The sequence below is a fragment of the Chitinophaga sp. Hz27 genome, assembly GCF_042263525.1.
Classification (GTDB): domain Bacteria; phylum Bacteroidota; class Bacteroidia; order Chitinophagales; family Chitinophagaceae; genus Chitinophaga.
Genome location: NZ_JBHKFJ010000005.1, coordinates 616127 through 637727 on the forward strand (window position 1 = coordinate 616127; position 21601 = coordinate 637727).

A 21601-nucleotide genomic window follows, 5' to 3' on the forward strand; every position below is an offset into this window, starting at 1 on the left:
TCACTGTTTAAGGATTGATAGTAATTTGTTTCCATCCGGTATTGCCAGTACCAGAGACTTTGAAGTATGGCACGCCTCCAGACTTGTCAGAATACCAGCTACCAATAGGTGCAGTAACAGTACCTTCTGGCGATCCAGAGCCATTAACGTAATAAAGGCCATTGATAATAACAGTACCACCTCCGGTAATTACAAAACGCTCCATTGCATTTGTCTCTACGCTGAATTGTGCGTTGATGTCTGTTCTGATTCTAGCACCGTTGACTGCATCGAATTGCAAAAAGCCTGTTCTTGTGGTATTCGCTGAATTATAAAACGAGATGTAGCCTGCACTGTTGGTAACATGTAATGCCTCTGGGCCTGTAACAGTGAGGGTTTGAGGGTTCAAAACCTGGCGCCAACCTCCTCTCTGGAAGTGTGCAGGGCCAATATTGTCAAAGATTGCATAGTCTCCATTTCTCCCAGCCAGTTCAGAAGTATCCCCTATTCGTATACTCCAGCTCGCGTAAGAGATTTTCCCGACACCTGTGCTAATAGAGCTAAACCCTGTTGGCCTGGTAACATAGCAGTTTGAAACTCTAAGTAGAAGAGTATCTGTATTAAAAGTTGATGCTCCACGGTCATAAAGACGCTGGCCGATGATACCAGCAGAATCTTTCATAATTACATTAGATATGTCGATATTCTTTACCTTACCGCCATCATCTACTAATCGACCCAGGTAACCATTGTATTGCAACGAGATATTTGAGACAATCAAATTATTTACTGTGCTACTATCTGTAATACGGATATGCGAAGTATTTTGCTTTTCGTTGCGTGAGCCACCATCTACAACTAGGTGGTCTACATTTGCCGCCTCCACAGTTATAATACCGAATTGTGTAGCGCTGTAACCAGAAACTGAACGAGTAGCTGTATTGATGTTGTGTAACTGAATATTTGAAAAATTACCCATGTTCCCCATTGGATCAGCTATGATAACTCCGCCACTGGTAGAAACACCATTGGTATTTTCTACTGTGATATTTCGTAACCATTTTCCACCGATACTATAAAGACCAACTGCGCGCCAGGTAGGGATAGTATCGGTGCGAATTTCTGGTCTGATATTTCGAATCATAATATTCGAATAATCATGAGACTCAAAAGGTGCAAGTACACCTCCGAATATAGGCTGTCCTGAGCCTACGCCCACCATGTCATCATTTGTAAAGCCGGATATATTTTCTGCTACTACATTATCTGCCAAGAAGGTAAAACCGTCTCCATTTTCAGCAAGACCTACATTTGTGCTTCCCGGAAGAAATGGGTTTTGTTCGAATCGCACATCATGAACATGAATGTTTTTCGACACAACGGCAGCTATACCCCAGCTGCGCGTACTGTCAACTTCGACATTGCCAACTTCTACATTATCACATTTATGGAAAAAGAAACCGAAACAAAATTTAGATGCCGCTACAGTGCCAGCAATAGTTCGTGTTTGGCTCCATCCGCGGCCATTCCATGTGCCACCAAAAATCCGTATATTCTTGTTTCCATTGGTCACATCAGCATTACGTAAAATATCATCATTTGAACCAGATGCAAGTTCTATGTAACTACCATAGGCCTCAATCGTGGTATTGCTTGGAACGGTGATCGCCTTCGTAGTTTTTGCGCGTAGTTTATTGATCTTGACTAATCCCACACTATCCGAGAATGATCGATCAACTGCCGCCTGGATCTTTGCCACGTCATCGGTCACGCCATTATTTGCAGGTCCATACCAGAAAATGTTCACCCCATTAGACCTGTCGTATACACGTTGCCAGTAACCACTACCCTTACCTGTGGCTGGGAAAACTACCCCTGAATCAACTGATAACCCTGAGGATACATAATTGAACGTACCACCTCTTAGAGAATCGTTTACCTGGACAGCAGACGAAAGACCGCTGTAATTGCATAGAGCTGTGACATCCGCAACAATACCTACACGGTTTTTTATACTATCTCGCACTTGTCCTAAAACAACCAAATTACTATCCGCTGTTGCCGGCTGTGCACTCACTTTGCCAGATACCCAGACATTCCCTGCATCAAATACTTTTAGCCTAATCGCGGCATCGGTGCCGTCTTGTGTGAATCCAAAGAAACCTAAATAATTTCCATAAGCAGGACCAAAATTTGAAATATACCATTTGTCATATTGCAGGCCTGTCTTAGTGGTGGTTTTTAACAAGATGCGGCCTCCAAAGTCAGATGCATACTCACTTGTAATAGTACCAAGAGAATGAATATCGCCAGCGACGTTTAATTTCGCGGTACCAGGTGTTGATCCAAAGGATGTATTCCCTGTAGATTTATTGTAGGTTATACCGACCATGCCTCCAAAAACGCCAGAGTCATTGAATTGCAATTCCGTATTGGCACCGCCTGGTGATAATGCAGTTCCTCCAGTAGCCATTTTCTTCCATAGACCAGGCACTTTAAGATAAACAGCTTGGTCTGCCGCACGATATACTAGCGCTCCAATACTGTCCTTGTTGCCGCCTAACCATACGGTATCTAATCTGGGTAAACGAATTGCGGAATCAGAGATGACGCCTTTTAATTGTGAATACTGGCCAGGTGTCCAGCTTTGCGACTGACCTTCGTTTATGTACAGAAGGGTCAGGATAATTATTACTATTCTTTTCATTGTTCACTTATTGTTATATGTATTGGTAGTATTCTGCACCACCGTTGATTGGCCGTGTTTCAAGGCCTCCTACGGATTGAGTAATATTTGCAATCGCCTTTTCCCATCCTCCTGGAGAGTTATTCAATCCTAATCTACCCCCAGAACCATGTTCGTGTCTCGCTATGATCTCATCGTCATTGGTAGCGCTTACTTTGTGCGCATGTGCTCTTTGGTCATCCATCTCAAAAGAACCGTTGACATTGCCGTCACCAGCAGTTACGCGGGTGACATCTATTCCTGTCCTTTCCCCTGGAAGGGTTCGGGTGACTAATCCTCGCCAATCAGGTATCATATAAATACCAGGTGATGGACCATAGCACCACTTGGAGCGATGCTTAAACGGATCACTGTCCCATAATGCATAACTTGGAATAGCTCCTGGGCCATTACGCGCAATTATGGCATCAATAAGGGTTTTTACGCGAGGTTGATCACTCACGTTTATTTGACCTCCAATCAATGGCACAGCATTCAATAAAGGAATAAAGGAGTGGGCGAGCTGGCCAACCATTTTATACGAATGTGATATGTAGTCGACGGACCAACCGGAGGTAGAATCATCTTCCAACCAGATAAGTGAAACCTGTTCATCCACTCCTAAAATAAGTCGATCCTTACCTACGGCAGTGATATAAATTACATCTGTACCCTGTGCTAAGATGATAGTCTGGTAGGTATTGGTGAAGTTCGTTGTAATCGTCAGGCGGACTCCAGCTGGGTAGTTACTGCCTGGCGGTAATGTTATAGTTTTGGCTCCATCAGTGGCCACAACTTCCTGCAGCTTTTGGTAGTCATCTGGAAGAATCATAGCATCGGTAGTATAGCGTTTACGGGCGGTATACTGCTTGCCAATTGAACCAGGTGCAGAAACATAACTGCTTATCTTTGGTTCAAATGTTACTTTGACGACATCTCCTGCATTAAAAGGTCGTGGATTACCGGCATTATCAGGATCAAGATCGAAAATTGTGATTGTACTCACTTCGTCAAATCCATACTCACTTGCGGGGTCCAGGCTTCCGAACCCACGTAGTTGTACATCTGAAAACGTATAACCTTCCAAGGTAGCATCCACTATATGGGTGTCTCCTGCTGCCGGGTCGCCTGGATTACCCCTCCCGGCGATATAGAATTTTGGGTTGCGTATTTCCGCTATAGCTCCTGATTCAATCAACTTTTCTGTAAAAGCCCCCCCAGCTAATTTATAAGCTTGTTTGCTGGATGGATTGGCTATGGCTAGGGGCCAATCAAGATCCCACGTTCCTGGTGCGGGCGGTAAATCCGGTATAGGTATTAATAATGGATCTGCCATCTGTTAAGCGTTTATTGGTGTTAAACCATTACCGGCACCATCTCCGATAATATTTATATATCTATCCGACAAAGCGAATGCATCATTCAATTTCTCTGCTATGATCCAATTTGGAATGTTTTGAGCATTCCATGGAGCTGAAAGGTTAAAGTCGCATCCTGTTGTATATCCTGTCAATGTAAAATCTGTGTTGCTAGGGTAGTTATTTATTTGACTGATTACATCCACTTGGTCATATGCTATCCCGATAGGTGTTCCATCGATCCAATATACACGTACAGGATAAACATCTGGGCAGCCATCTAAGCGAACCCCATTTTGATTAGCGAGATAAACTGTTTTATTGAATGGTATTTTTTGTACAGTCACCTCTCCATCTCCTATGGCCTGAAAGCTAAACTGGGATGCATCGCTGTAAGGACTGGTATTTTCCACAGAAGTCCATAATAAAGATCCCGAGTAAATCAAACCTCCAGATGAGAATCGGGTAAACTTCCATTTAATCTTTTTCCACGCTATCAGCTGCTCCTGTATTTGAAGCAGATTATTTGAATTGTAGTAGCTTACGATTCCATTACCACTTATGGAATATGAAAGCGCACTATATATACTACGCTTCCATTTTCCTCCCGGCCCTGTTGTTTCAGTTGTGTCTGCGTTTATAGTTAGCGTGCAATCTTGCAAAAGACAAATGACATCAACTGTTGATAAATTATCACCAGTATACAGCATCAAGTCTTTACCCATTACTGGTTCATTCATTCTTCAGCAGTTTTTTGAGTAACAGAATAGATACCATCTCCTGAACCCTCAGGCATTATAGTCACTAGTAACACATCATGCAAGCATTGTAACACATTATACTTATCCCTAACGACCATTAAGCGCTCGTTAATATCTGCGCACTCTACCACATGATGAAAGCGTAGGGTATTAGCCAAAACATTTCCCTCTATGTTCTCCACAGGTATATGAGCAGCAGCAAGTCTATCACGCGCCATTAATTCTTCAATTGGCTTTGCGGCAAGAGTTGAATCTTTGATGCTCACCCAGCCGTCCTTCGTAATAGGTTTATAATCGCTTCCTTCTTTGTAGTAGATTGTATTGGATAGTGCATTGTCATTCGTGTCAAGAAAAGTTACCTCCAAATCATCAGGGATATAGCTGTATACTCCATTATTTGATATTTGGGTGTCTATTTCTACATATGTATCATTGTAGATCCTAAGAAAAACAGGATATACTTCATTGTATATGACTGTTCCTGGTGGAACAGGATCGTCTCCTGGTTTGGGTCCGGGAAGGCTAAGGTACAAGTAAAAGCTTCCACTGCCAGAAGGAATCGGGGAAGTTGTAATAGATAATGACCCTTGATTTGTTTTACTGTTTGGAGCTATAATAATTTCTTGATCTTCTGCAGGAGTTGATCCCTCACGCCATTCACTACCAGAAAGAAAGTATTGTTTACCACCTATTAATGGCTGAATATACACTGCTACTCTTATGCCAGATGTATAATAGATTAACCCTTTAATATTCAACTCTACGCGCTGTCCTGGCTTAACAATAAACTGTTGCCAGATAAATTGACCAGACGACATATCTCCACTGCCAGAAAATCTTGCTTTATATGGATCTGAAATAGTACCGGAACCATATCGAGACAAAACTAAACCAGGGTTTGGCTTATGCCATCCTGGGAAATAATCTACACTATAGTCCCTCCAATCAAAGTTTGTGAGTCTATTTATCCCTTTGAGTTTATAAATAAAAGACTGCTGCTTTAGGGCAGGATCTACGCGCACTCGCTGGGTTCTGCCTGTGTAGTAGACATCATTTTGAGGATCACTTGTACCGAGATATCGAATTGTGTCACCGTCTGTCATGACTTCACCATCCAAATTATCTGGTGTAATCTGCAAGTAGGTAAAAGACGTTTGATCCATATCCTCAATACGCATGACCCAATAGGCACCGGCACTATAAAATATCCTACATCCAGTACTTAAAAGGAAGTTTTTCAATGCATCATACGCAAATAGTGGCCCTTTATCGAAATCATACAATATGTCTGTATGTATATATAGCGCATTAGCTAGAGTTGCTGCATCCGACAGGATAGCTGGCCTACGGCTAAAAACTAGATTTACAACCGCATCATCATATGGTAACGAGTCGAATAAAACACGCTTGAAAAATGCTCCCCAGGTAATGTAATCATACAGAAATAGAACATCATCATCCAGATTAACAGTAGTCCCTTTTAATCCCTGGAAATAATCGGTTGCATTGATTTGAAAATCATAAGGAGGATGCAGTAACGGATATGTATTGCTATCCGGCACTACAAACCCCGTAAATTCTCGCACACCGTTCTTTAGAATGATCATCATCCAGGTATCTTCTTCGACTCCTTTGATAAATACATTAGGATGAGGTAATCCAATATCGTATGTATATGTGATTGTAGCAGAAGTTCCGATAATTGGACCAAAGGTATTAGCGTCACTATTTCCTTTATCTATTATAATTGGAGCTTGTCCAGCAGGCAGCTCTATAATAGTAGGATTAGTAGCATTTTTTCTTAGCAGCTGAATTTCCCAATTAGCTGGTAAAACCGGGTGCCGGTCTTGGAATGATATCCGATATGTTAAAGCATGTGCCATTAAGACTTTCTACCTTGTTGTTGTTGTGCATTATCAAAAACATATATAAGATCAGGGCCAGATGCGCGCAACTGGCCTGTAAGATGCACCTTGCTGCCTCCCATAGATCCAAATATTTCATCAAAACGTTCAAGTGGAATGATAGCCTCTTTACCTGATGGATTATCTCCAACCATTGCCATCATTGGCCCAGATGTAATAGCGCCATTTGCGAAGGCCGGAATCCCTTTCTTTGTAGCTGCCTTAAACGCTCCTGCTGCTCCCACTAATGCCAAACCCGCAACAATAGAGACTATCCCATTCATAGAATCTAAAGACTTTACGAAAGCCTCCATTGCTATACCTTGTGCTATCAAAAGTTTCCCTAGCTGTTCTAAAAAACCTGCAATAGTATCAGCAAAGCTTCCCAATACACCTCCCCAATTACCAGACACCAATGCATTGCCTATAGATTCACCAATCGACACTATCCCTTCAGATACAGTTGATGAAATAAGATCATTGATTTGCTTAACGAGGTCATTCGTCATATCGGCCACCTTTTGATATGTGGTAGCTCCAACCGATGCAATCTTATCATTTAAAGCCTTTTGTGCGGCATCCACATTTTGAAGTGATGTATCAAAGCCCATCTTCCCAAAGGCTTTCTCATTAGCCTTAAACTCTTTTGGGCTAAGTTGAATCCTAGCTCCAATCGTCTGAGTACCAATATTTGCTAGAGAGAGCTTATCTATCTCCCCTGCAATGCTTTTTAATCGTTCATCAGTTGGAGTAAGTCCTAATTTTACCAGATCTGAAAATGCATCTTTTAGAATACTGATCTTATCTCCAGATATTTGATCAAAGGAAGCTCCAAGTAACTCAGCTTGATAATCAACATTCTTTAAAAGAACGTCCATATCCATCAAGACATCGTTAACTGTACGCGTCTTATTGCCCTTGTCTGGTGTATCTGTGTCTCCAACAAGATTACTTAATGCAGCAGTGGCTTCTTCTAATTTCTTTTTCAAATCCTCTCCAATAGTAAATTTACCCACTGCAGCACTTATCGAAGTACCAACCTTTGCTACGTCTCCAACAATTTGGGCTGAATTAGACTTTAAAGCACCTTTGAAATTTGCCAGGTTAATTGTTGTATCATCCTTTGCTTTTTTGACAGTATCAGATAGCGCAGCAAAAGGATTAGGCCCGGACATTAACTTTTTTGTCTCTGCTGAAAGTATTGGTGTCGTTTTAGCTACCTGCTCAGTTAGTTGTGTGATTTGATCACGCAGTCCTTTAATCTGAGCTTGCCGTATAAGGGAATTAATATATTTATCAGATGCCTCCTTCAGTTGCTCATAGGATGACTTTTCAAGGGTTAAATCTCTAAAATAATCCCCTCCTATTTTTTTTAATTCATTCAGTACTGACTTTCGTCGTTCATATGAGGTATTTGAATCAGTCAATACAGCTATTAGTGCCTTTACCTCTTGTGTTTGACCTGAAACACTAGTAATGCCTTCCTGCATTATATCTTTAAGGCTTTTCTGGGAATCTTTCAGTTTGTCTGTATCATCCTTACCCTTACGTGCGCTCATGGAATACATGGTCAACCCGGAGACGACAACATTAAATAAGAGACCTAATCCGCCAAATCCCAATAATGATGATCCAATTGCTTTGAATGCACCTGCAACCCCACCGGATTGTTTAATCAATGACCCGAAACTATCAACAAGGGGAGGTAGGTTATTCTGTATAGCTATAAACCCAAAAGGCAAATCTTGCGCGACCCTGCCCACGTTAGTTAAGGCATAAGAAGCATCGCCAACAGGTTTCTTTAGCTTATCGAATTTATCAGGCAAATCACCAAGTCCCTGTTTCCCTTTATTCACACCATCGACAAAACTGAGGGTAACTTTTTCGCCATTTTTAAGAGCGGTGAATACTTTACCTATAGCGTTGGTTGCTGCGGTTGATGCAGGAGTAAGATCATTCAGAGAGCTTGCAGCCTCTTTTGCAGAGCTACCAAGTTCTTTGAATCCATCGGCCGTTTTAGCTTGAACTGATTGCATTTGCGTAAATGCTTTCAGAAAATCTGAAACATCGGCTCCTATCTTCGCACTAAGTCCTCCCTGATCAGCCATTGCTCACTGGTTTTGAATATCGTTGAATAATTTTATCGTACTCTTCTTTTGAGATATCCTGCTGCTTTATTACCCTCTTAGGGTCAGTTGGGAATGGCATGAAATGTTCTACTGAACGCGGGAAACTCTTCTTTGGATCGCGGTTAGCGGCGGCAATCATATAAGCGATCAATCGTGGCCCTTCCATCTGTCGGTAATGCCGTATCCAGTACCCTTGTGCATACCTGCTGTAATCCTTCCAGGTCATACAGTAGAAATCATGTGGCAAAAGACCTAGTTCACCAAAGGCAAAGTCCAGTACTTTGTCCCAACTATTATCATCGCTCAGCTCGGGCTTTTTTTTTCATTGGCACTGAGGAGTTCACGAACACCACTCCATTCGGTCCACAGATTCCATACCCTTACCAATTCATCATTATCTGCCTCAGCGACCCATTCTGCTATCTGCTGTTTAGAATATGGCATTTCTTGACGGCTACCATAGTAATAGCCAATAAACCCCATCCATAAGAGATCCTCAAATGCGCGGAATGGGTTAGCCTGGGCCTTCTCAAAAAAAGCCTTCCCGATTTCTGAAGGGTCGATGCCATACAGGTTTTTCACTTCTCCACGGGAATAATTATTGAACCACAAATGCCGAAGTTCCCCTCCTAGCGTTATAGATATTTTCCCGTTCATTATGCTGCTGGTTCAATTTCTTGTGTATAATCACCATCCACTTGAATAGTGAAGTCGAACGTTGCCACACCGTCTGTATTAAAGGCACTATTTAAGGCACTGAACCATCCCCGCCCGCTGTATACCACATCGCCTGGTTCGGGAGTCCCTGATTTAGGCCCCATCACCCAGTCAAAAAATGTTGCATTGCGGAGGAGTTGATCTATTTTTGCTTCAGTTACTTTGGTAGTCAAATCACCTCCAGCGTCATTCTTTAAAACCTGTCCATTTCCTTGAATTGTTGCGGCTAGGTTCGGGTTAGGAAGCCGACTAGGCCCACATTTAGAATCAGCAGTAATAACATCGCGGCTGCGATCGAAATTATGGTCGACTTCACATCCTAATAAAATGGGGCCTGTCCCTCCAGGTAGGGTAATAGAGATAACCCTTTCAACTCCCATCACTTTTTGTTCTGCCATGGTTATTTAATTTAATGTTTGAATAATGTGACCAAAGCGGAGTATCCGCCGATAAACTTTGTAATCCGTGTCAAATCCTTGCAGATCATTATCGCTGAGCAATTGGGTTGATAACAGGATAAAATTAGGTGACAGGTCTAAGTTATTTGCTTTTATACGATCAATAACCATGTCAGCTATTTGATCGGCCAGAAGGCTTCCTCCTTGCTTTTTAAACTTCGTATAGACTTCAACTGTAACAGATGGGTTATGGTCATCTTTGCACTTAGTCCGTAGCTCTGTAGAATTATAAGAGCCTATCACTATATAAGCATCAAGGGCATCGTCCTGGGCAAATAAATCATATACTGGGATAGTCTTTCCAGAAACGACTGCGCCACTTAGCTTGTCTATATACCCCTTGCGTAATATTGCCTTTGGACTACCCACTGTACCGTTTTAGTATTTCTTTAATACGTTTCATCGCTTCTGCCTTACCGGCTTCCAGCGCCGGTATGAAATAAGGGCGAGGTGTAACCCCATGTTTTAAAATTGAATACATTATGGCATGTGCCGCTTCCTTATCCTGTGCTTCCCTGGTTGTTTTGTTGCCAAGCCTTCGTCTGGTTTTAACTGAATAGGTACCGGTTATGTTATTTCGCCTCACCCACTGGATCATCTGCTCAAAGAAGTCGTCTATATTGCCACGTTTCGCAGGCCCCTGGTATGCTTTGGCATAATCTTCATATCCTGCCGGGATCTTAACCTTGCTTCCCGTACCAAACTCCTGATAAGGAGCAAAAAAAACAGGATAGGAAACAGACTTTTCCAAGAACACAGAATTATCAACAACCGCTTTCAAGTTACCCTCATCTTTCGGTGCATCTCTATCACCCTGCAGCTTCACCAGGTAGGCTGCTGCCGTCAGCTCGCCGTCAATTTCTGCCAGCAGATCGTCTTTGACTGCTTCCAATCGCTTCGTATCAAACCCTTCAAAATCAATTGAAATCCTAATTGCCATCAGGTATTAATTTTGGCTATTAATAACCAGCATCGTTTTGATGCCTGTATTTCTACCACGCCGTTTATAGAGTATTCCTTTCCCGCGTCCACAATTTTCATATCCTTCAAAGGCTCAAAATCCGATCGCCAGCGGATTAGATATTGAACTGTATCCGTAAACACCAGCTCGGCCGATATGAGATCCCTAACAGATGTAATTGGTAACTTCATAGCCCATGGGGTGATTAAATCGACCTCTGTATCGGTCGTCCCTCCATAGCCATCTGATACCGATGAAAAACCACGGATAGCAATCTTTCGATCCGCCTTTCCTATATCAAATCTCCTTACCAGCATGTGACACGTCGATATTTAGAGGCCAACTCATAATAAATTTCACTATCATGTTTCCTGTCTTCATCACCTCTGTTCTCATACATGGAGGCAATTTTTGCCAGGATGGCCATCTTCAATTCAGCGGGCAGTTTATCCCCATAGCCTACAGGATATGAAACTGTAAATACACCATACCCTTCTAGCCATGGAAAATCAAAACCTGTAACAACCGCACCAGGGACTGTAGGCTTGTCTTTTACAGGCCCATATGGCAACTCATGCCGGCTGTGGATTTCAAGAATTGCCTTTACTGTGCGCTCAATAATGCTGCAGCCAGTATACTTTTCTGTGTCTTCTCTCGCGGCAGTAATGAGATTTAAAATCAAGTTATCATCTGCAGTAACATCATCATCGATACGCATATAAGACTTTGCCTCTGCCAGTGTTACTGGCTCGACTATATCAGCAGCATTTTCAAATGCGTAATCAATGAGTTTATTACTATATATCATCTTTTTTCTTAGACTTATCTTTTTTAGGTTTATGCACATGGGGAGAACAGGTATCAGGACTCCCTGATACTTTGGTTTCTGCGGCCATCGCTGTGACCTTGCCTCTTTTATGCAATTCCTCATAGCGTTCATCGGATAATTCCAGCGTTTCACCAAGACGATGAAACACTGAAGTATATTTATCCGTGAAAGGAAGCACAACAACTGCAATCTGCATAAGTATTATTTTGCATAGTAAAACCCTTTGATTGCGCTGGATTGGGTGCCTGATGTAATAACTCGCACCCTGTAAAATCGGGACTTAGGGATTCCTAATTCCCAACGCTTATAATTATTTGCATTAGTCAAGGTGAGGGTATCTGTACCTGTGGCAGTAAACCAGTTTAAAGCATCCTCACTACACTGCACTATTGCATTGCCGGCAACCGTACCAGAAACCTTAGTAACGTTCACCTGAAACGATAGCCAGTGTGTAGCGATGGTAATTGTAGGAAATAGACGCACAGTATCCGCATTGACTGTGGTATCCTTACTCTGCGCCATTTGCCCCGACTGAGCGAAGGCTGATGAGCACAGGAAAATAGAAAGAATAGCAATGATGTATTTCACGTTTAATAAATTCAAAGGTGAGTAATAAGGTATTAGGCAACACGACCGAAGTCACCTTGCATGAATGAATCAGGATAATAGTTTGCAAAAGCGACCCTCTCCTCCGCAACAACTGTTACCATGTTTTTAATCGCGTTATCTTGATCCTGGTCGAAGAATCGCAGAATTAATCCTTTCTTCTGTTTCAATTCTACGTTATTGAAGTTACCAACAAGGAATTTGTCAATATTGACTTCCGGATTAGGTATCAGCAGAATACCACCCACTGTCAGAGGCGCAGAATAGAGCAAGGTCGGATGACTGTATCCCTTATTGTCATCCTTCCGAGTAACCAAGAAAAGCCAGTCAATGTCATTAATAAGCCCAATATTAGGCCTGTAGCGCTTATTACGCAGCTGAGCACCGGCGTCTGCGATAACATCCCAGCTTTCGTTCGCGTCAATGCCTGAGGTGGATGTATAAACGGGCGATGTTGTAAACAGGCCCTCAAATTGTTTATTAGCCTCGCCTGTTCCATAAAGAACCTGTCTATCCTCCGATGTGTATACATCATCCGGCATGTAGGTTTGAAGGTACGAAGTCATGCCTGCCATATCTTCCATCATTTCTTCTGGAAGTCGTACATATCCTGGTAACTTTCTTACAGTAGCTACTACCCCATTGAAATTGTATTCCATTTGAGTCTTAGTTACCCCCGGATCGGTAATAGCAGGATATGGTGAGCCTGGCTTTCTGGTGGCTTGTACATAATTGTACACAGGTGCATCTGTGGGTGTAACTCGTATAAAACTACGCATATGCGGAGATACAAGGGGCTGACCGTAGATGTTCCAATTGTAGTCTATCGGTGTAACTTGTCCTGTTGTATTGCCGCCAAATGACATATCAGCTTTCCGCATAAAAGAATCACCTTTCGTAGAAGTCCATCCTTTAGCCTCGAACTCCATGGCCTTTTTAAGGCTTACGCCAGATTTCAGGGCTTCATGATTTTCTTTTACAATTCGTGCAATTTCCTCCATCAAACCCGGTTCTTGATCCTGGTTATTGATCGGAGTGCCGGACATTTGCTTTTGTAGCTTCTCCGCATATTCATTCACCGCCTTGATATCCTTTTCACATTTGGATAAGGTATCTTTGAACTCGGCAATCTCCGCTTTCGTGGCTCCTTTCGTTTGCAGATCGTCGATTTTTTCCTGGATAGATTTAATTGATTTTTTAGCCTCAGTCCCCAGGTCGTCCATGGCCTTCTGAACGGTTTCAATTGTTGCGCCACCTTCAATAACATCGGGCGAAAAAAACTTTCTATACATGGTAATTAGTTGAAAATTGTTTTAACAGAATTGATTGATTTCAGCAAGCTGCTGTAGTTATCCTGCTTTGGCGGCTCCGGTGCTTCTACAGCGGCGGGAGTGCTACTAATCAGTTCTGCGTATGCTTCTTGCATTTGTTTTATACAGATAAGCAAAGACTGGATAGTGTCGTCTGTCGCGTCAGTATTGCGGCAGAATTTTTCTACAGCCTTGATCTTAGTATCAAGATATTTAATCCTATCCTCAGAGGATAGCGACTTTGAAACGCTAATAAATGGAGTCATTGGATTCGCGCCCCATGCAGTCAGGCTGGATACTTCCCAAATTTTAACCTCCTGCATATCCAGCCCAGTAGATGTCTTTGTGTATCGGGTCGGCTCCAGCATATAGGAATGTTCGGTAATCAATCCGCTATCTACCATTTTGAGATAATCCGTGCCCAGGTTATGATTTCCGACTGTGCCAGAATAAAATGGGCCGTGGTTATCCTCTCCCATGTCAGTGAGCTTGGAGAGGGGCTGGGTTATATTGTGGTTTAGGAAATGCTTAATTCGCGGATTGGCCGACTTGGGTCCTTGTTCTGCTACTGTCTTAAGAGTCATCCCCTTGCGGCCTATGTCTCCATCAGCATCAATGTTATTCCAGGCGGAATAATATGCGCTTACATGCCGGTTGGATAAATCCACCTCTTTAAAGATTAATTCTGGCCTATCTGCTATGTAGGTTTTAAATGGCATACCTGTCAGTATTAAACCGCAGGACTGTGACTATAGGTTGAAGGAAAAAATCTTAAACAAAAGTAAATAAAAATTATCCAAAAATAAATAAAAATATATCTTTGCTTAACAAGCAGCGAACTGCTGATTATTTTGGTTGATAAGGGTCGCCGGCTGGATTCTTCCAGCCGGCTTTTTATCTTAATACAGGCTTTCGAATTAACCTACCGCTACTATCTCGTTTCGCCTCATATCCTTGAGTACATCTGCAGCATATGACATTGCCAGCGGAGCCAGTTGGGTCTCCAGGGAAGTCTATATTCTCCTCTCCACTTCTTGCGTTAACTGTAAACGGTTCATTCATCGCAACTGTTACACCGTTCATATGCAGATGATCAAAGGAGTCACGCGGGACCCGACGTGTTCTATCCCCAAGTTCTGAAATCCATATTTTTAGCATTTCTAGCCCTGTTTGCTCGGCACCTGCATGTGCTGCATAATTTGCAGATCCTGAAACCTCAGTTCTTGAAATTATACGCGCCCTTCCTGCATATAATGGGTCTACATCTATTTTTTGGGCTATCCTGGCATAACTTTCCCCATTTGCAAGCTCACGCTCAATTGTCGTTCGAATATTGTCCCTCGTAGTCTCAGTTATACTCGTAATTTTATTTGCAGCATAGTTTAATATATATTCTGTTACATCTCGCAACCAGCGGCCACTAATGCCAAATAATTTTTCTTGGGCCAACTCTCCTTTATACCTATCCGTTATTTCACTGAATACAATGGATGCATAAGCAGGGATAACCTGCTTATACATGCGATACAATACATCCTTAACTGGATCCTCTTTTACTATCACATCTATTTGGGCCAATGCTGAATTAACGCCTTGATCCTTGGCAAAGGCCAGGAACTGGTTCACCTGCTTACGAAGAGCTATATATATTGGCTTTTGCCATGCTACCTCAGTTTTTATCTGGTATCTGTTCCACTGCCTGCGCAGGCGTTGCTGTTCCCTTCTGGTCACTGGTTAAATATTTTGTGAGTAAAGGATGTTGTTCCGCTATGTATATGGCAATTAGTTCAACAGCCCTTTCGCGTTGTATAATTTTTGCATTCAGGCGTATCTTACACCCTTTATCAATAGCGGTTATTGGTAGAATTTTATCCACCAACTCTGTCAATGACATGTTACCTATTTTGCATTGTGATTAAATCTCCTGACAGATCTGGTGCCTGAATTGACAAATCAGATAAAGGAGCTAGGTTATTCGGGACTAATATCTCATTCATCAAAGATTCCTTTGACTCTGGCTCACCCATAATTTGTAACTTCTGATTTCCGGTTAACCACCAAGCATCCTTTAGCCATGCAACTTGGTCCTTCTTATTTTCTTCCAGTTCAGAAAACGCTGTCATATCAAAATCAACAATGGTTCGAGTGCCTTTATATCCCCAGTCAGTTTGAAGTTTACGGTTAGTTGATTCCCTGTGTGCTATAAGCAAGGGCAATGCGCACCGGGCAGTGAGGGCCTTTTCACCCTCTGAGCTATTGTTATAGCTTTTATTCTCTGGATCATTCAGGAGCTGTGATGGTACACCGAATACGTTACAAATCATGCGCATATCCCACTTTTCAGATTCCAATATTGCTAACTCGACAGGAGATAACCCAATTCTTGTCCACCCCATCTTGTAGCCTGACCATACAGCTTTCCCGGCCTTATCTGCACCTGAAAACTCACTATCCCATTTATTCTTTAACGCCCCAATCTGTTCGAATGCCATCTTTTGATGTAGACGGGAGGTTTCAGGATCATCTATATAGACCACGCCATCAGCTCCACCGTTCTGAAAAGCCTTTAATCCTCTTAATTGGGCTTCATTATTACGATGAACTCTTTTTAGGGTTGCTTTTAGGGGAGCCATGCCATAAAGCTGAGTCCCAGCAATGTTATACTCTGGGTTCCAATATTTTTCATGGAGCATTTCTTCTCGGGCGTACTTTGGATTTACCCCTGTGACGCCGTAGAGCTGTACATTGTAGGCTGCATCTGTAAATGGGTAAGAGTCACTACGAACGATGTTTACCAAATCAGAGGGTTGATTATACATCGCTAGAGGCTTACCTGTGTTAAGTCCCCCACCTGCCAATTCAGCACTAATAAACTTATCACCAGTAACTAGTTTAAACCCGCAAGCCTCACCAATAAAATCAGCATAACTCTGATCCTGATTCGGCCACTTCATCAACTCTGCCAATCTTCCATCAGTGGATGGCTGCAATGCTTTGCTGCGCAAGTAAAAAGCCATCTTTGCGTCCTTGTGGAGTTTCTGTATTCCTTCTGGGGTAGTGAAAGACGTTGAGGTGATTGACTTTTGTATTGCCTGGTATTGCTGGTACGCTTTCTCATCTATGACATCATATGGTGCCCAACCGGGGACCATAATCTTATCCAGCTGAATGCGTACCACAGAATATACTATATCGTTATATGTATAGCCTTTACGGATATACTCAGACTTCTTGTCTGGATACATTACCAGCTGATTGCCGATAAATTGCATAACTGCAGATTTACGACGAACACTAAACAAGTTCTTGATCCAATTTCCTGCCATAGAATTTATTTTATGCAGGAACCGCCTGGTTGATTACCAAACCCCTGTTTGCAGAGTCGGTGTAAGGTCTTTGTATTCTCTCATCATGAGCAAGTCAGTCAAATCAGGTGATTCAGAGTTGCCCAGAATAACTTTCATTTCGCTTTTTTTTATTATCCGTTTCTTCCCATCTGTATTTGTTGGAGATTTTTTTATTGCCTTGCGTTCATTAAAAAAACGTTGGCGCACTGTTGTATTATCGTCATACATCATATCCGCCACCCTTTCACAGATCCTTACCTCTCCCCTTGTAACTCGGTTACCGGAACGATAATAGCATTGTGTTCGCAGATTAAAGTAGTTCTCCTTTATAAACTTAGAACTGACAAGATCTTCTACCTCCACAACTGAAGCGCCCCCATGAAAGGGGATAGCACCGGGAATAAATCCATCTACAAATCCTCCAACACCATCAGCATCAAAAACAATATCTGTATTACTCACCTTGTAACGTTTGGCCATATCAGCGATTACCTCGATAACCTTGTCTCCTTTGTTCTTATCCACAATCACTAAATCTACCATCTCCCATCCCATCCAGTAAGACACTGTAAGCTTGTTTGATCCTTCCAAGGCAATATCTGCTATTATACAGTGGCCTTCCTTATCTACCTCGAACAAATCATCAAACATTCCGGCAAAAGCCTTGTATTCGTAAATATCGTCTTCATTCGGTCTTGTATTCCAGTTACCACCAAGTAACTGCATGCGGGTCTGCTCATCCTGTGCCATCAGGTTGGCTAAATACCCTGGGTCATTATCCAGCAATTCCTGGTTATCGTATATCGACCCGGAAATAAATGTAACAGACTTAACAAAGTCCTCTGGTCTGCGTCCTGACTTGGTTACCTGCTCTTCCAATACATGCCACGCAGCCTCGATCACTTCGGCTTGTGTATCACCCCAGATATACCGCTCTCCATCCCTTACCATATACCGCACAACTCCGTTTCGCTCAGGTATTGGATAACCGGTATCCGGATCTATCCACCACTGTATAAACTCTTTTACCCAGCTGTCCGGATCAGGGTTGCATGTGCCCATAACATAAGGCCTTACACCGCAAGTGGTTCTATTCCTCGAAATCAGGTACCAGAACATCTTCTTACTGAAGTGGGTAAGCTCGTCGAAGCCAATATAGGCGATCTCGGAGCCCTGCCAGTCAATCAGGTTCTTTTCATGCTCTATATGCGAAAACTCGACCTTTGCCCCTGAGTTAAATATCCATTGCAGCGTCGTTTCTCGTGGCCTGGCACCGACAGCTGGGTATATCTCCGTACTTGCATCCCATAAGCCACCCTGTCGTCTTATTTGTGGTGTAGTTCGCCTAAAAATCGTCCCTCCGAACCGTGGAAGATCAATATCACGAAGAGGATGCACTAGCAAAGTCCAAGTCTTACCAACACCAGCGGCAGCTCCCCCAATGACAATATCAGCCGGACTACTTAGGGCGTTTTCTTGATACCCCTTTTGCGGCTTTATTACCTTTATCGGTTTTACCGGTCCTTTCTCTGCCATTGTTAGGTATTTGGTATTGCACTACGGGTGGTATCACATCCTCGCCATCAGCATTCGTGAACCCCTGCTCTATCTTATCACGCCATTTTTTGGGCTGACGGTTTTTAAGCCAGAAAATGGCAGCTGGGGTATCAGGTGGATACACCTTCCTGACTGGCACGCGCTCGATTGATGCACCGACGCCAGCACCCAGGGAAACCACCTTTATTTCTTCACTGTCATGTTCATATCCTATAGCTCTGTGGTAAAGGCTATTTGACACATTCGCATCGGCCAACAGCTTCCCCCTTTTTATGGACTCCATAAATTCAGGATAGGCCTTTTTCCAGTTATTAAGAGTAGATACAGCAATGCAAAAAAAATCTGCAATCTCGACGTCTGTAGCGCCAAGTTTGCAGAGCTTCTCTACCTGTTCGTTGTATATTTCCTGATATATCGCGGGACGACCGGCCATTATTCACATTTATCTTTGAACAAATTTAGTTCATTTTTGATAAATGTCGTTTCCGGATTTATATAAGGTGGGATTCTATAGATTTAAGACGGGATTCTATAGCCTTGAGGCGCTTCTCAATCTCTGGTTGGTCTTTAGGCAACTCTTTCTCTCCCTTACCGGTTAATAGCCATTGTCCCGAAATCCCAAAATGTATTGTCAACGCTGCCAGGTGATCAAGGGTCGGCATTCGGTTACCCGCACGGATAGTACTAACATATGGCGCCGACACACCTAACGTTGAGTGAATTTCAGCTACCGTATAATCTCCCTTGAGACTATCCAATGCCTCAATAAAACGAGCAGCAATATCTGGGCTATATTCTTTTGATTTTACTGGCATTGACTACTTTTTTGGAGTTCCTTCTTCACTATCTGTTATCTCATATTGAGCCACTCCAAGTTTCCAAGAAGTCCCATCGGTGAAGGCAACCTCATATGGCCGAGCAAGTACAATTTTTTTGGCATTCTGGCTATATAAACTCCATGTGGCTAGCTTAGTCTCTCCACCTCTCATCCTGTGCTGGTAATGTCCGCCACCTAATCCTTTAATAACAGATGATGCTGCACCCATATCTGCAGTTTCGCCAAACGCATCTAAACCAAACCATTTAAATTTAACACCTACGATATTCTTATTCGTCACATTCTTAAATAACAACTCTATATTTTTCAACTTAACCTCATCTGATTCTATAACTCTTGAATTAACAATCTTGATAGGAGATAAATACAGTCCCGTTGTGTCAAACACCATTTTGTACAATGCCTCTGCTTCTATGGTTTCTTGCTTTTTTTTAACACTTGCATTATTCCTGCATCCGTACACAAAAATGGATAAGGCGAGAATCAGTGACCATTTAGCAAATCTCATGTGAATACTTTTATTTTATTGTATCTCTTACTACTCCAAAATACATAATGGTGGCATTGGGCCCATCAAATACATATCCTTTTGCGGGGTCATATGGCTGGCCTGACCTTACTGTCTTATATCCAGTTTCCTTAGAGTTATTGTTCTGAGTGATTTTTATTGCCCACTTACTATCAGCGGTCCACACTCGCAAGTACACCTTTGCCCCGATTTCTTTTGAAATTGTTGTATCAAATGTTCCCTTTCCATAAATTACCCAATTGTTTTTGCTGGCATTTAGTGAGTCAGAGCCTTCCCCGATTTCAATGCCCCAAAATGGCACATCAGAGTTATTAACAATTGAAAAAGTAATATCTCTTTTGGGTGCTGGTGTTTCATTTTTTGAACAAGAGACTAGTGTAAATAAAAAACAGAATGGAAGTGTTTTCATAGTAATTATTTTCATAAACTAGTTTTATTGTATCAATACAAACGACTCAAAATAAATGCGCTTATTCTTTTCATGTCAAAAAAAGCCGTGGCAACTCATGTTTTTTACTAAAATTTTTAGCAAATTTGAATTACTACGCAGATAGAATGCAGTAGTGCTGAATAATTTCAGTAACCGTCGGCAGCTATTAACCAATTCTCTAACCTCACAACTGATTGATCATGATGCGTAAGAAAAAATACACCAAACTTACCTCCGACGAGCATTTAAGCCTTTCAAAATTAGCTTGGCTTTCACGTCTAGCCTCTCCTCGATCTCTTCCTCCGAAAGACCCTCAAGAAGTGCCATCCTCTCAATATAATCCGCCCGCATTGCGTAAATCATCGCCCGCTCTTCGTTGAGAGGATCTCCAGCTATTGGTATACCGGCTGCTTTAAGCTCTTCGGCGAATTTCTCTTTAAATAATAGAATATGAGATTCATTTACTTTCCCACTTTCGCCAATCAACTGGGATAAATATGTGGGATTGGTAAAGCCTAACCTGTTGGAAATATCAGTCCTGGACAGCTTGGCCCCGGTTTTCTTACCATATTCCTTTACTATTTCTAGCAGTTTCTTTAACTCTTCTTTGCTATTCATTTAACAAACATGGTTGTTTTTTGAAAAAAATCGAAATGTTCTATTTTTTTCACATTTTGTGATTTTTGTTAGAATATTCTAACTATGTTTGTATTGTCAATGACGGCAAAGTTACTACCTCATGACACCAATATAACAGGTGAAGATACGGATAATACCTATACGTAAAAATACGGTTCTCAAAATGATACTACTAAAATCACAGAAGGCAGAAGAGATAAGGAAACTACTAAAGAATGTAGAAGTAAAGAATATCGTCCAGATGTTACACCACCAGGGAGTTCTTTCAAACGACAGGCATACCACTGTATATGAAGTGCTTCGTGGGGAATCAGATCAAATCTTCTTCCTTGAGGCAGTAGTTAAAATTGCCCGTGTCTTGGTATCACTTAAAGCTGAACGTGCTGAAAATATCTAACCTATAACACTTTTCACAATGCGAAATCTCATTTTATTCGCCGCTACCCTGGTAGCTGGCACAGGGATCTTTTGTGCCTGTAAATTTCAGTCCCTTGGATATTTCTATACTGGAATAGGTGTCGGAA

The 21601-nt window shown here is 42.2% G+C and carries 25 protein-coding genes; 1 reads left to right on the plus strand and 24 read right to left on the minus strand.

The window, feature by feature from the left end; all coding sequences use genetic code 11:
• Positions 1 to 7: 7 nt before the first annotated feature.
• From ACE38W_RS14480 to ACE38W_RS14595, 24 genes are all read right to left on the minus strand, one after another.
• A complete protein-coding gene (locus ACE38W_RS14480; RefSeq protein WP_375831928.1) occupies positions 8 to 2686 on the minus strand; it encodes a hypothetical protein in 2679 nt (892 codons plus the stop codon).
• Between the two features lie 13 nt (positions 2687 to 2699).
• Positions 2700 to 4040, minus strand: coding sequence for a hypothetical protein (locus ACE38W_RS14485; protein WP_375831929.1), 1341 nt, complete (start codon positions 4038 to 4040; stop codon positions 2700 to 2702).
• Positions 4041 to 4043: 3 nt separating this feature from the next.
• Positions 4044 to 4802, minus strand: coding sequence for a phage tail tube protein (locus ACE38W_RS14490; RefSeq protein WP_375831930.1), 759 nt, complete (start codon positions 4800 to 4802; stop codon positions 4044 to 4046).
• A complete protein-coding gene (locus tag ACE38W_RS14495) occupies positions 4799 to 6706 on the minus strand; it encodes a hypothetical protein (RefSeq protein WP_375831932.1) in 1908 nt (635 codons plus the stop codon). Before ACE38W_RS14495 ends, ACE38W_RS14490 begins: the two co-directional genes overlap by 4 nt.
• Complete coding sequence (locus tag ACE38W_RS14500) at positions 6706 to 8835, minus strand: hypothetical protein (protein WP_375831933.1); 2130 nt, start codon at positions 8833 to 8835, stop codon at positions 6706 to 6708. The genes ACE38W_RS14495 and ACE38W_RS14500 overlap by 1 nt, the downstream gene beginning before the upstream one ends.
• The gene (locus tag ACE38W_RS14505; RefSeq protein ID WP_375831934.1) at positions 8828 to 9082 is read right to left on the minus strand and encodes a hypothetical protein; all 255 of its coding nucleotides are present in this window, start codon (positions 9080 to 9082) and stop codon (positions 8828 to 8830) included. Before ACE38W_RS14505 ends, ACE38W_RS14500 begins: the two co-directional genes overlap by 8 nt.
• Before the next feature lie 77 nt (positions 9083 to 9159).
• Positions 9160 to 9513, minus strand: a complete 354-nt coding sequence (locus ACE38W_RS14510; protein ID WP_375831935.1) for a hypothetical protein — start codon at positions 9511 to 9513, stop codon at positions 9160 to 9162.
• Positions 9513 to 9971 carry a hypothetical protein gene (locus ACE38W_RS14515; protein ID WP_375831936.1) on the minus strand — a complete coding sequence of 153 codons (459 nt, stop codon included), beginning with the start codon at positions 9969 to 9971 and terminating at the stop codon, positions 9513 to 9515. The genes ACE38W_RS14510 and ACE38W_RS14515 overlap by 1 nt, the downstream gene beginning before the upstream one ends.
• A gap of 6 nt (positions 9972 to 9977) precedes the next feature.
• On the minus strand, positions 9978 to 10400 hold the full coding sequence (locus ACE38W_RS14520) for a DUF3168 domain-containing protein (RefSeq protein WP_375831937.1): 423 nt from the start codon (positions 10398 to 10400) through the stop codon (positions 9978 to 9980).
• Entirely contained in the window at positions 10393 to 10971 is a 579-nt protein-coding gene (locus ACE38W_RS14525) for a hypothetical protein (RefSeq protein ID WP_375831938.1), read from the minus strand. The genes ACE38W_RS14520 and ACE38W_RS14525 overlap by 8 nt, the downstream gene beginning before the upstream one ends.
• Positions 10971 to 11309, minus strand: coding sequence for a phage head closure protein (locus ACE38W_RS14530; protein ID WP_375831939.1), 339 nt, complete (start codon positions 11307 to 11309; stop codon positions 10971 to 10973). The genes ACE38W_RS14525 and ACE38W_RS14530 overlap by 1 nt, the downstream gene beginning before the upstream one ends.
• The gene (locus ACE38W_RS14535; protein WP_375831940.1) at positions 11300 to 11800 is read right to left on the minus strand and encodes a head-tail connector protein; all 501 of its coding nucleotides are present in this window, start codon (positions 11798 to 11800) and stop codon (positions 11300 to 11302) included. Before ACE38W_RS14535 ends, ACE38W_RS14530 begins: the two co-directional genes overlap by 10 nt.
• The gene (locus ACE38W_RS14540) at positions 11790 to 12017 is read right to left on the minus strand and encodes a hypothetical protein (protein ID WP_375831941.1); all 228 of its coding nucleotides are present in this window, start codon (positions 12015 to 12017) and stop codon (positions 11790 to 11792) included. Before ACE38W_RS14540 ends, ACE38W_RS14535 begins: the two co-directional genes overlap by 11 nt.
• A gap of 5 nt (positions 12018 to 12022) precedes the next feature.
• Positions 12023 to 12409 (minus strand): hypothetical protein, encoded by a 387-nt coding sequence (locus ACE38W_RS14545; RefSeq protein ID WP_375831942.1) that lies wholly within the window; start codon positions 12407 to 12409, stop codon positions 12023 to 12025.
• Between the two features lie 32 nt (positions 12410 to 12441).
• Positions 12442 to 13719 carry a phage major capsid protein gene (locus ACE38W_RS14550; RefSeq protein ID WP_375831943.1) on the minus strand — a complete coding sequence of 426 codons (1278 nt, stop codon included), beginning with the start codon at positions 13717 to 13719 and terminating at the stop codon, positions 12442 to 12444.
• A gap of 5 nt (positions 13720 to 13724) precedes the next feature.
• Entirely contained in the window at positions 13725 to 14456 is a 732-nt protein-coding gene (locus ACE38W_RS14555) for an HK97 family phage prohead protease (protein WP_375831944.1), read from the minus strand.
• Between the two features lie 175 nt (positions 14457 to 14631).
• A complete protein-coding gene (locus tag ACE38W_RS14560; protein ID WP_375831945.1) occupies positions 14632 to 15468 on the minus strand; it encodes a phage minor head protein in 837 nt (278 codons plus the stop codon).
• Positions 15469 to 15632: 164 nt separating this feature from the next.
• Entirely contained in the window at positions 15633 to 17063 is a 1431-nt protein-coding gene (locus ACE38W_RS14565; protein ID WP_375831947.1) for a phage portal protein, read from the minus strand.
• Positions 17064 to 17096: 33 nt separating this feature from the next.
• Positions 17097 to 18620, minus strand: a complete 1524-nt coding sequence (locus ACE38W_RS14570) for a terminase large subunit domain-containing protein (RefSeq protein ID WP_375831948.1) — start codon at positions 18618 to 18620, stop codon at positions 17097 to 17099.
• Positions 18544 to 19074: a hypothetical protein gene (locus ACE38W_RS14575; protein WP_375831949.1), complete on the minus strand. Its 531-nt coding sequence runs from the start codon at positions 19072 to 19074 to the stop codon at positions 18544 to 18546. The genes ACE38W_RS14570 and ACE38W_RS14575 overlap by 77 nt, the downstream gene beginning before the upstream one ends.
• Positions 19075 to 19132: 58 nt before the next feature.
• Positions 19133 to 19456: a helix-turn-helix domain-containing protein gene (locus ACE38W_RS14580; RefSeq protein ID WP_375831950.1), complete on the minus strand. Its 324-nt coding sequence runs from the start codon at positions 19454 to 19456 to the stop codon at positions 19133 to 19135.
• A gap of 3 nt (positions 19457 to 19459) precedes the next feature.
• Positions 19460 to 19987 carry a hypothetical protein gene (locus tag ACE38W_RS14585; RefSeq protein WP_375831952.1) on the minus strand — a complete coding sequence of 176 codons (528 nt, stop codon included), beginning with the start codon at positions 19985 to 19987 and terminating at the stop codon, positions 19460 to 19462.
• A gap of 10 nt (positions 19988 to 19997) precedes the next feature.
• Positions 19998 to 20417: a hypothetical protein gene (locus tag ACE38W_RS14590; RefSeq protein ID WP_375831954.1), complete on the minus strand. Its 420-nt coding sequence runs from the start codon at positions 20415 to 20417 to the stop codon at positions 19998 to 20000.
• Positions 20418 to 20666: 249 nt separating this feature from the next.
• Positions 20667 to 21056: a hypothetical protein gene (locus ACE38W_RS14595; RefSeq protein WP_375831955.1), complete on the minus strand. Its 390-nt coding sequence runs from the start codon at positions 21054 to 21056 to the stop codon at positions 20667 to 20669.
• 184 nt (positions 21057 to 21240) lie between these two features.
• Here ACE38W_RS14595 and ACE38W_RS14600 point away from each other — a divergent pair, with 184 nt between their 5' ends.
• Entirely contained in the window at positions 21241 to 21474 is a 234-nt protein-coding gene (locus ACE38W_RS14600; RefSeq protein ID WP_375831956.1) for a hypothetical protein, read from the plus strand.
• The last annotated feature ends 127 nt before the right edge of the window (positions 21475 to 21601 follow it).

What these genes read in the sequence shown, in the direction of transcription:
- ACE38W_RS14480 (WP_375831928.1), bottom strand. Translation starts at nt 2,686, where the DNA reads ATGAAAAGAATAGTAATAATTATCCTGACCCTTCTGTACATAAACGAA.
- ACE38W_RS14485 (WP_375831929.1), bottom strand. Translation starts at nt 4,040, where the DNA reads ATGGCAGATCCATTATTAATACCTATACCGGATTTACCGCCCGCACCA.
- ACE38W_RS14490 (WP_375831930.1), bottom strand. Translation starts at nt 4,802, where the DNA reads ATGAATGAACCAGTAATGGGTAAAGACTTGATGCTGTATACTGGTGAT.
- ACE38W_RS14495 (WP_375831932.1), bottom strand. Translation starts at nt 6,706, where the DNA reads ATGGCACATGCTTTAACATATCGGATATCATTCCAAGACCGGCACCCG.
- ACE38W_RS14500 (WP_375831933.1), bottom strand. Translation starts at nt 8,835, where the DNA reads ATGGCTGATCAGGGAGGACTTAGTGCGAAGATAGGAGCCGATGTTTCA.
- ACE38W_RS14505 (WP_375831934.1), bottom strand. Translation starts at nt 9,082, where the DNA reads ATGACCTGGAAGGATTACAGCAGGTATGCACAAGGGTACTGGATACGG.
- ACE38W_RS14510 (WP_375831935.1), bottom strand. Translation starts at nt 9,513, where the DNA reads ATGAACGGGAAAATATCTATAACGCTAGGAGGGGAACTTCGGCATTTG.
- ACE38W_RS14515 (WP_375831936.1), bottom strand. Translation starts at nt 9,971, where the DNA reads ATGGCAGAACAAAAAGTGATGGGAGTTGAAAGGGTTATCTCTATTACC.
- ACE38W_RS14525 (WP_375831938.1), bottom strand. Translation starts at nt 10,971, where the DNA reads ATGGCAATTAGGATTTCAATTGATTTTGAAGGGTTTGATACGAAGCGA.
- ACE38W_RS14530 (WP_375831939.1), bottom strand. Translation starts at nt 11,309, where the DNA reads ATGCTGGTAAGGAGATTTGATATAGGAAAGGCGGATCGAAAGATTGCT.
- ACE38W_RS14535 (WP_375831940.1), bottom strand. Translation starts at nt 11,800, where the DNA reads ATGATATATAGTAATAAACTCATTGATTACGCATTTGAAAATGCTGCT.
- ACE38W_RS14540 (WP_375831941.1), bottom strand. Translation starts at nt 12,017, where the DNA reads ATGCAGATTGCAGTTGTTGTGCTTCCTTTCACGGATAAATATACTTCA.
- ACE38W_RS14550 (WP_375831943.1), bottom strand. Translation starts at nt 13,719, where the DNA reads ATGTATAGAAAGTTTTTTTCGCCCGATGTTATTGAAGGTGGCGCAACA.
- ACE38W_RS14555 (WP_375831944.1), bottom strand. Translation starts at nt 14,456, where the DNA reads ATGCCATTTAAAACCTACATAGCAGATAGGCCAGAATTAATCTTTAAA.
- ACE38W_RS14565 (WP_375831947.1), bottom strand. Translation starts at nt 17,063, where the DNA reads ATGGCAGGAAATTGGATCAAGAACTTGTTTAGTGTTCGTCGTAAATCT.
- ACE38W_RS14570 (WP_375831948.1), bottom strand. Translation starts at nt 18,620, where the DNA reads ATGGCAGAGAAAGGACCGGTAAAACCGATAAAGGTAATAAAGCCGCAA.
- ACE38W_RS14575 (WP_375831949.1), bottom strand. Translation starts at nt 19,074, where the DNA reads ATGGCCGGTCGTCCCGCGATATATCAGGAAATATACAACGAACAGGTA.
- ACE38W_RS14580 (WP_375831950.1), bottom strand. Translation starts at nt 19,456, where the DNA reads ATGCCAGTAAAATCAAAAGAATATAGCCCAGATATTGCTGCTCGTTTT.
- ACE38W_RS14585 (WP_375831952.1), bottom strand. Translation starts at nt 19,987, where the DNA reads ATGAGATTTGCTAAATGGTCACTGATTCTCGCCTTATCCATTTTTGTG.
- ACE38W_RS14590 (WP_375831954.1), bottom strand. Translation starts at nt 20,417, where the DNA reads ATGAAAACACTTCCATTCTGTTTTTTATTTACACTAGTCTCTTGTTCA.
- ACE38W_RS14595 (WP_375831955.1), bottom strand. Translation starts at nt 21,056, where the DNA reads ATGAATAGCAAAGAAGAGTTAAAGAAACTGCTAGAAATAGTAAAGGAA.
- ACE38W_RS14600 (WP_375831956.1), top strand. Translation starts at nt 21,241, where the DNA reads ATGATACTACTAAAATCACAGAAGGCAGAAGAGATAAGGAAACTACTA.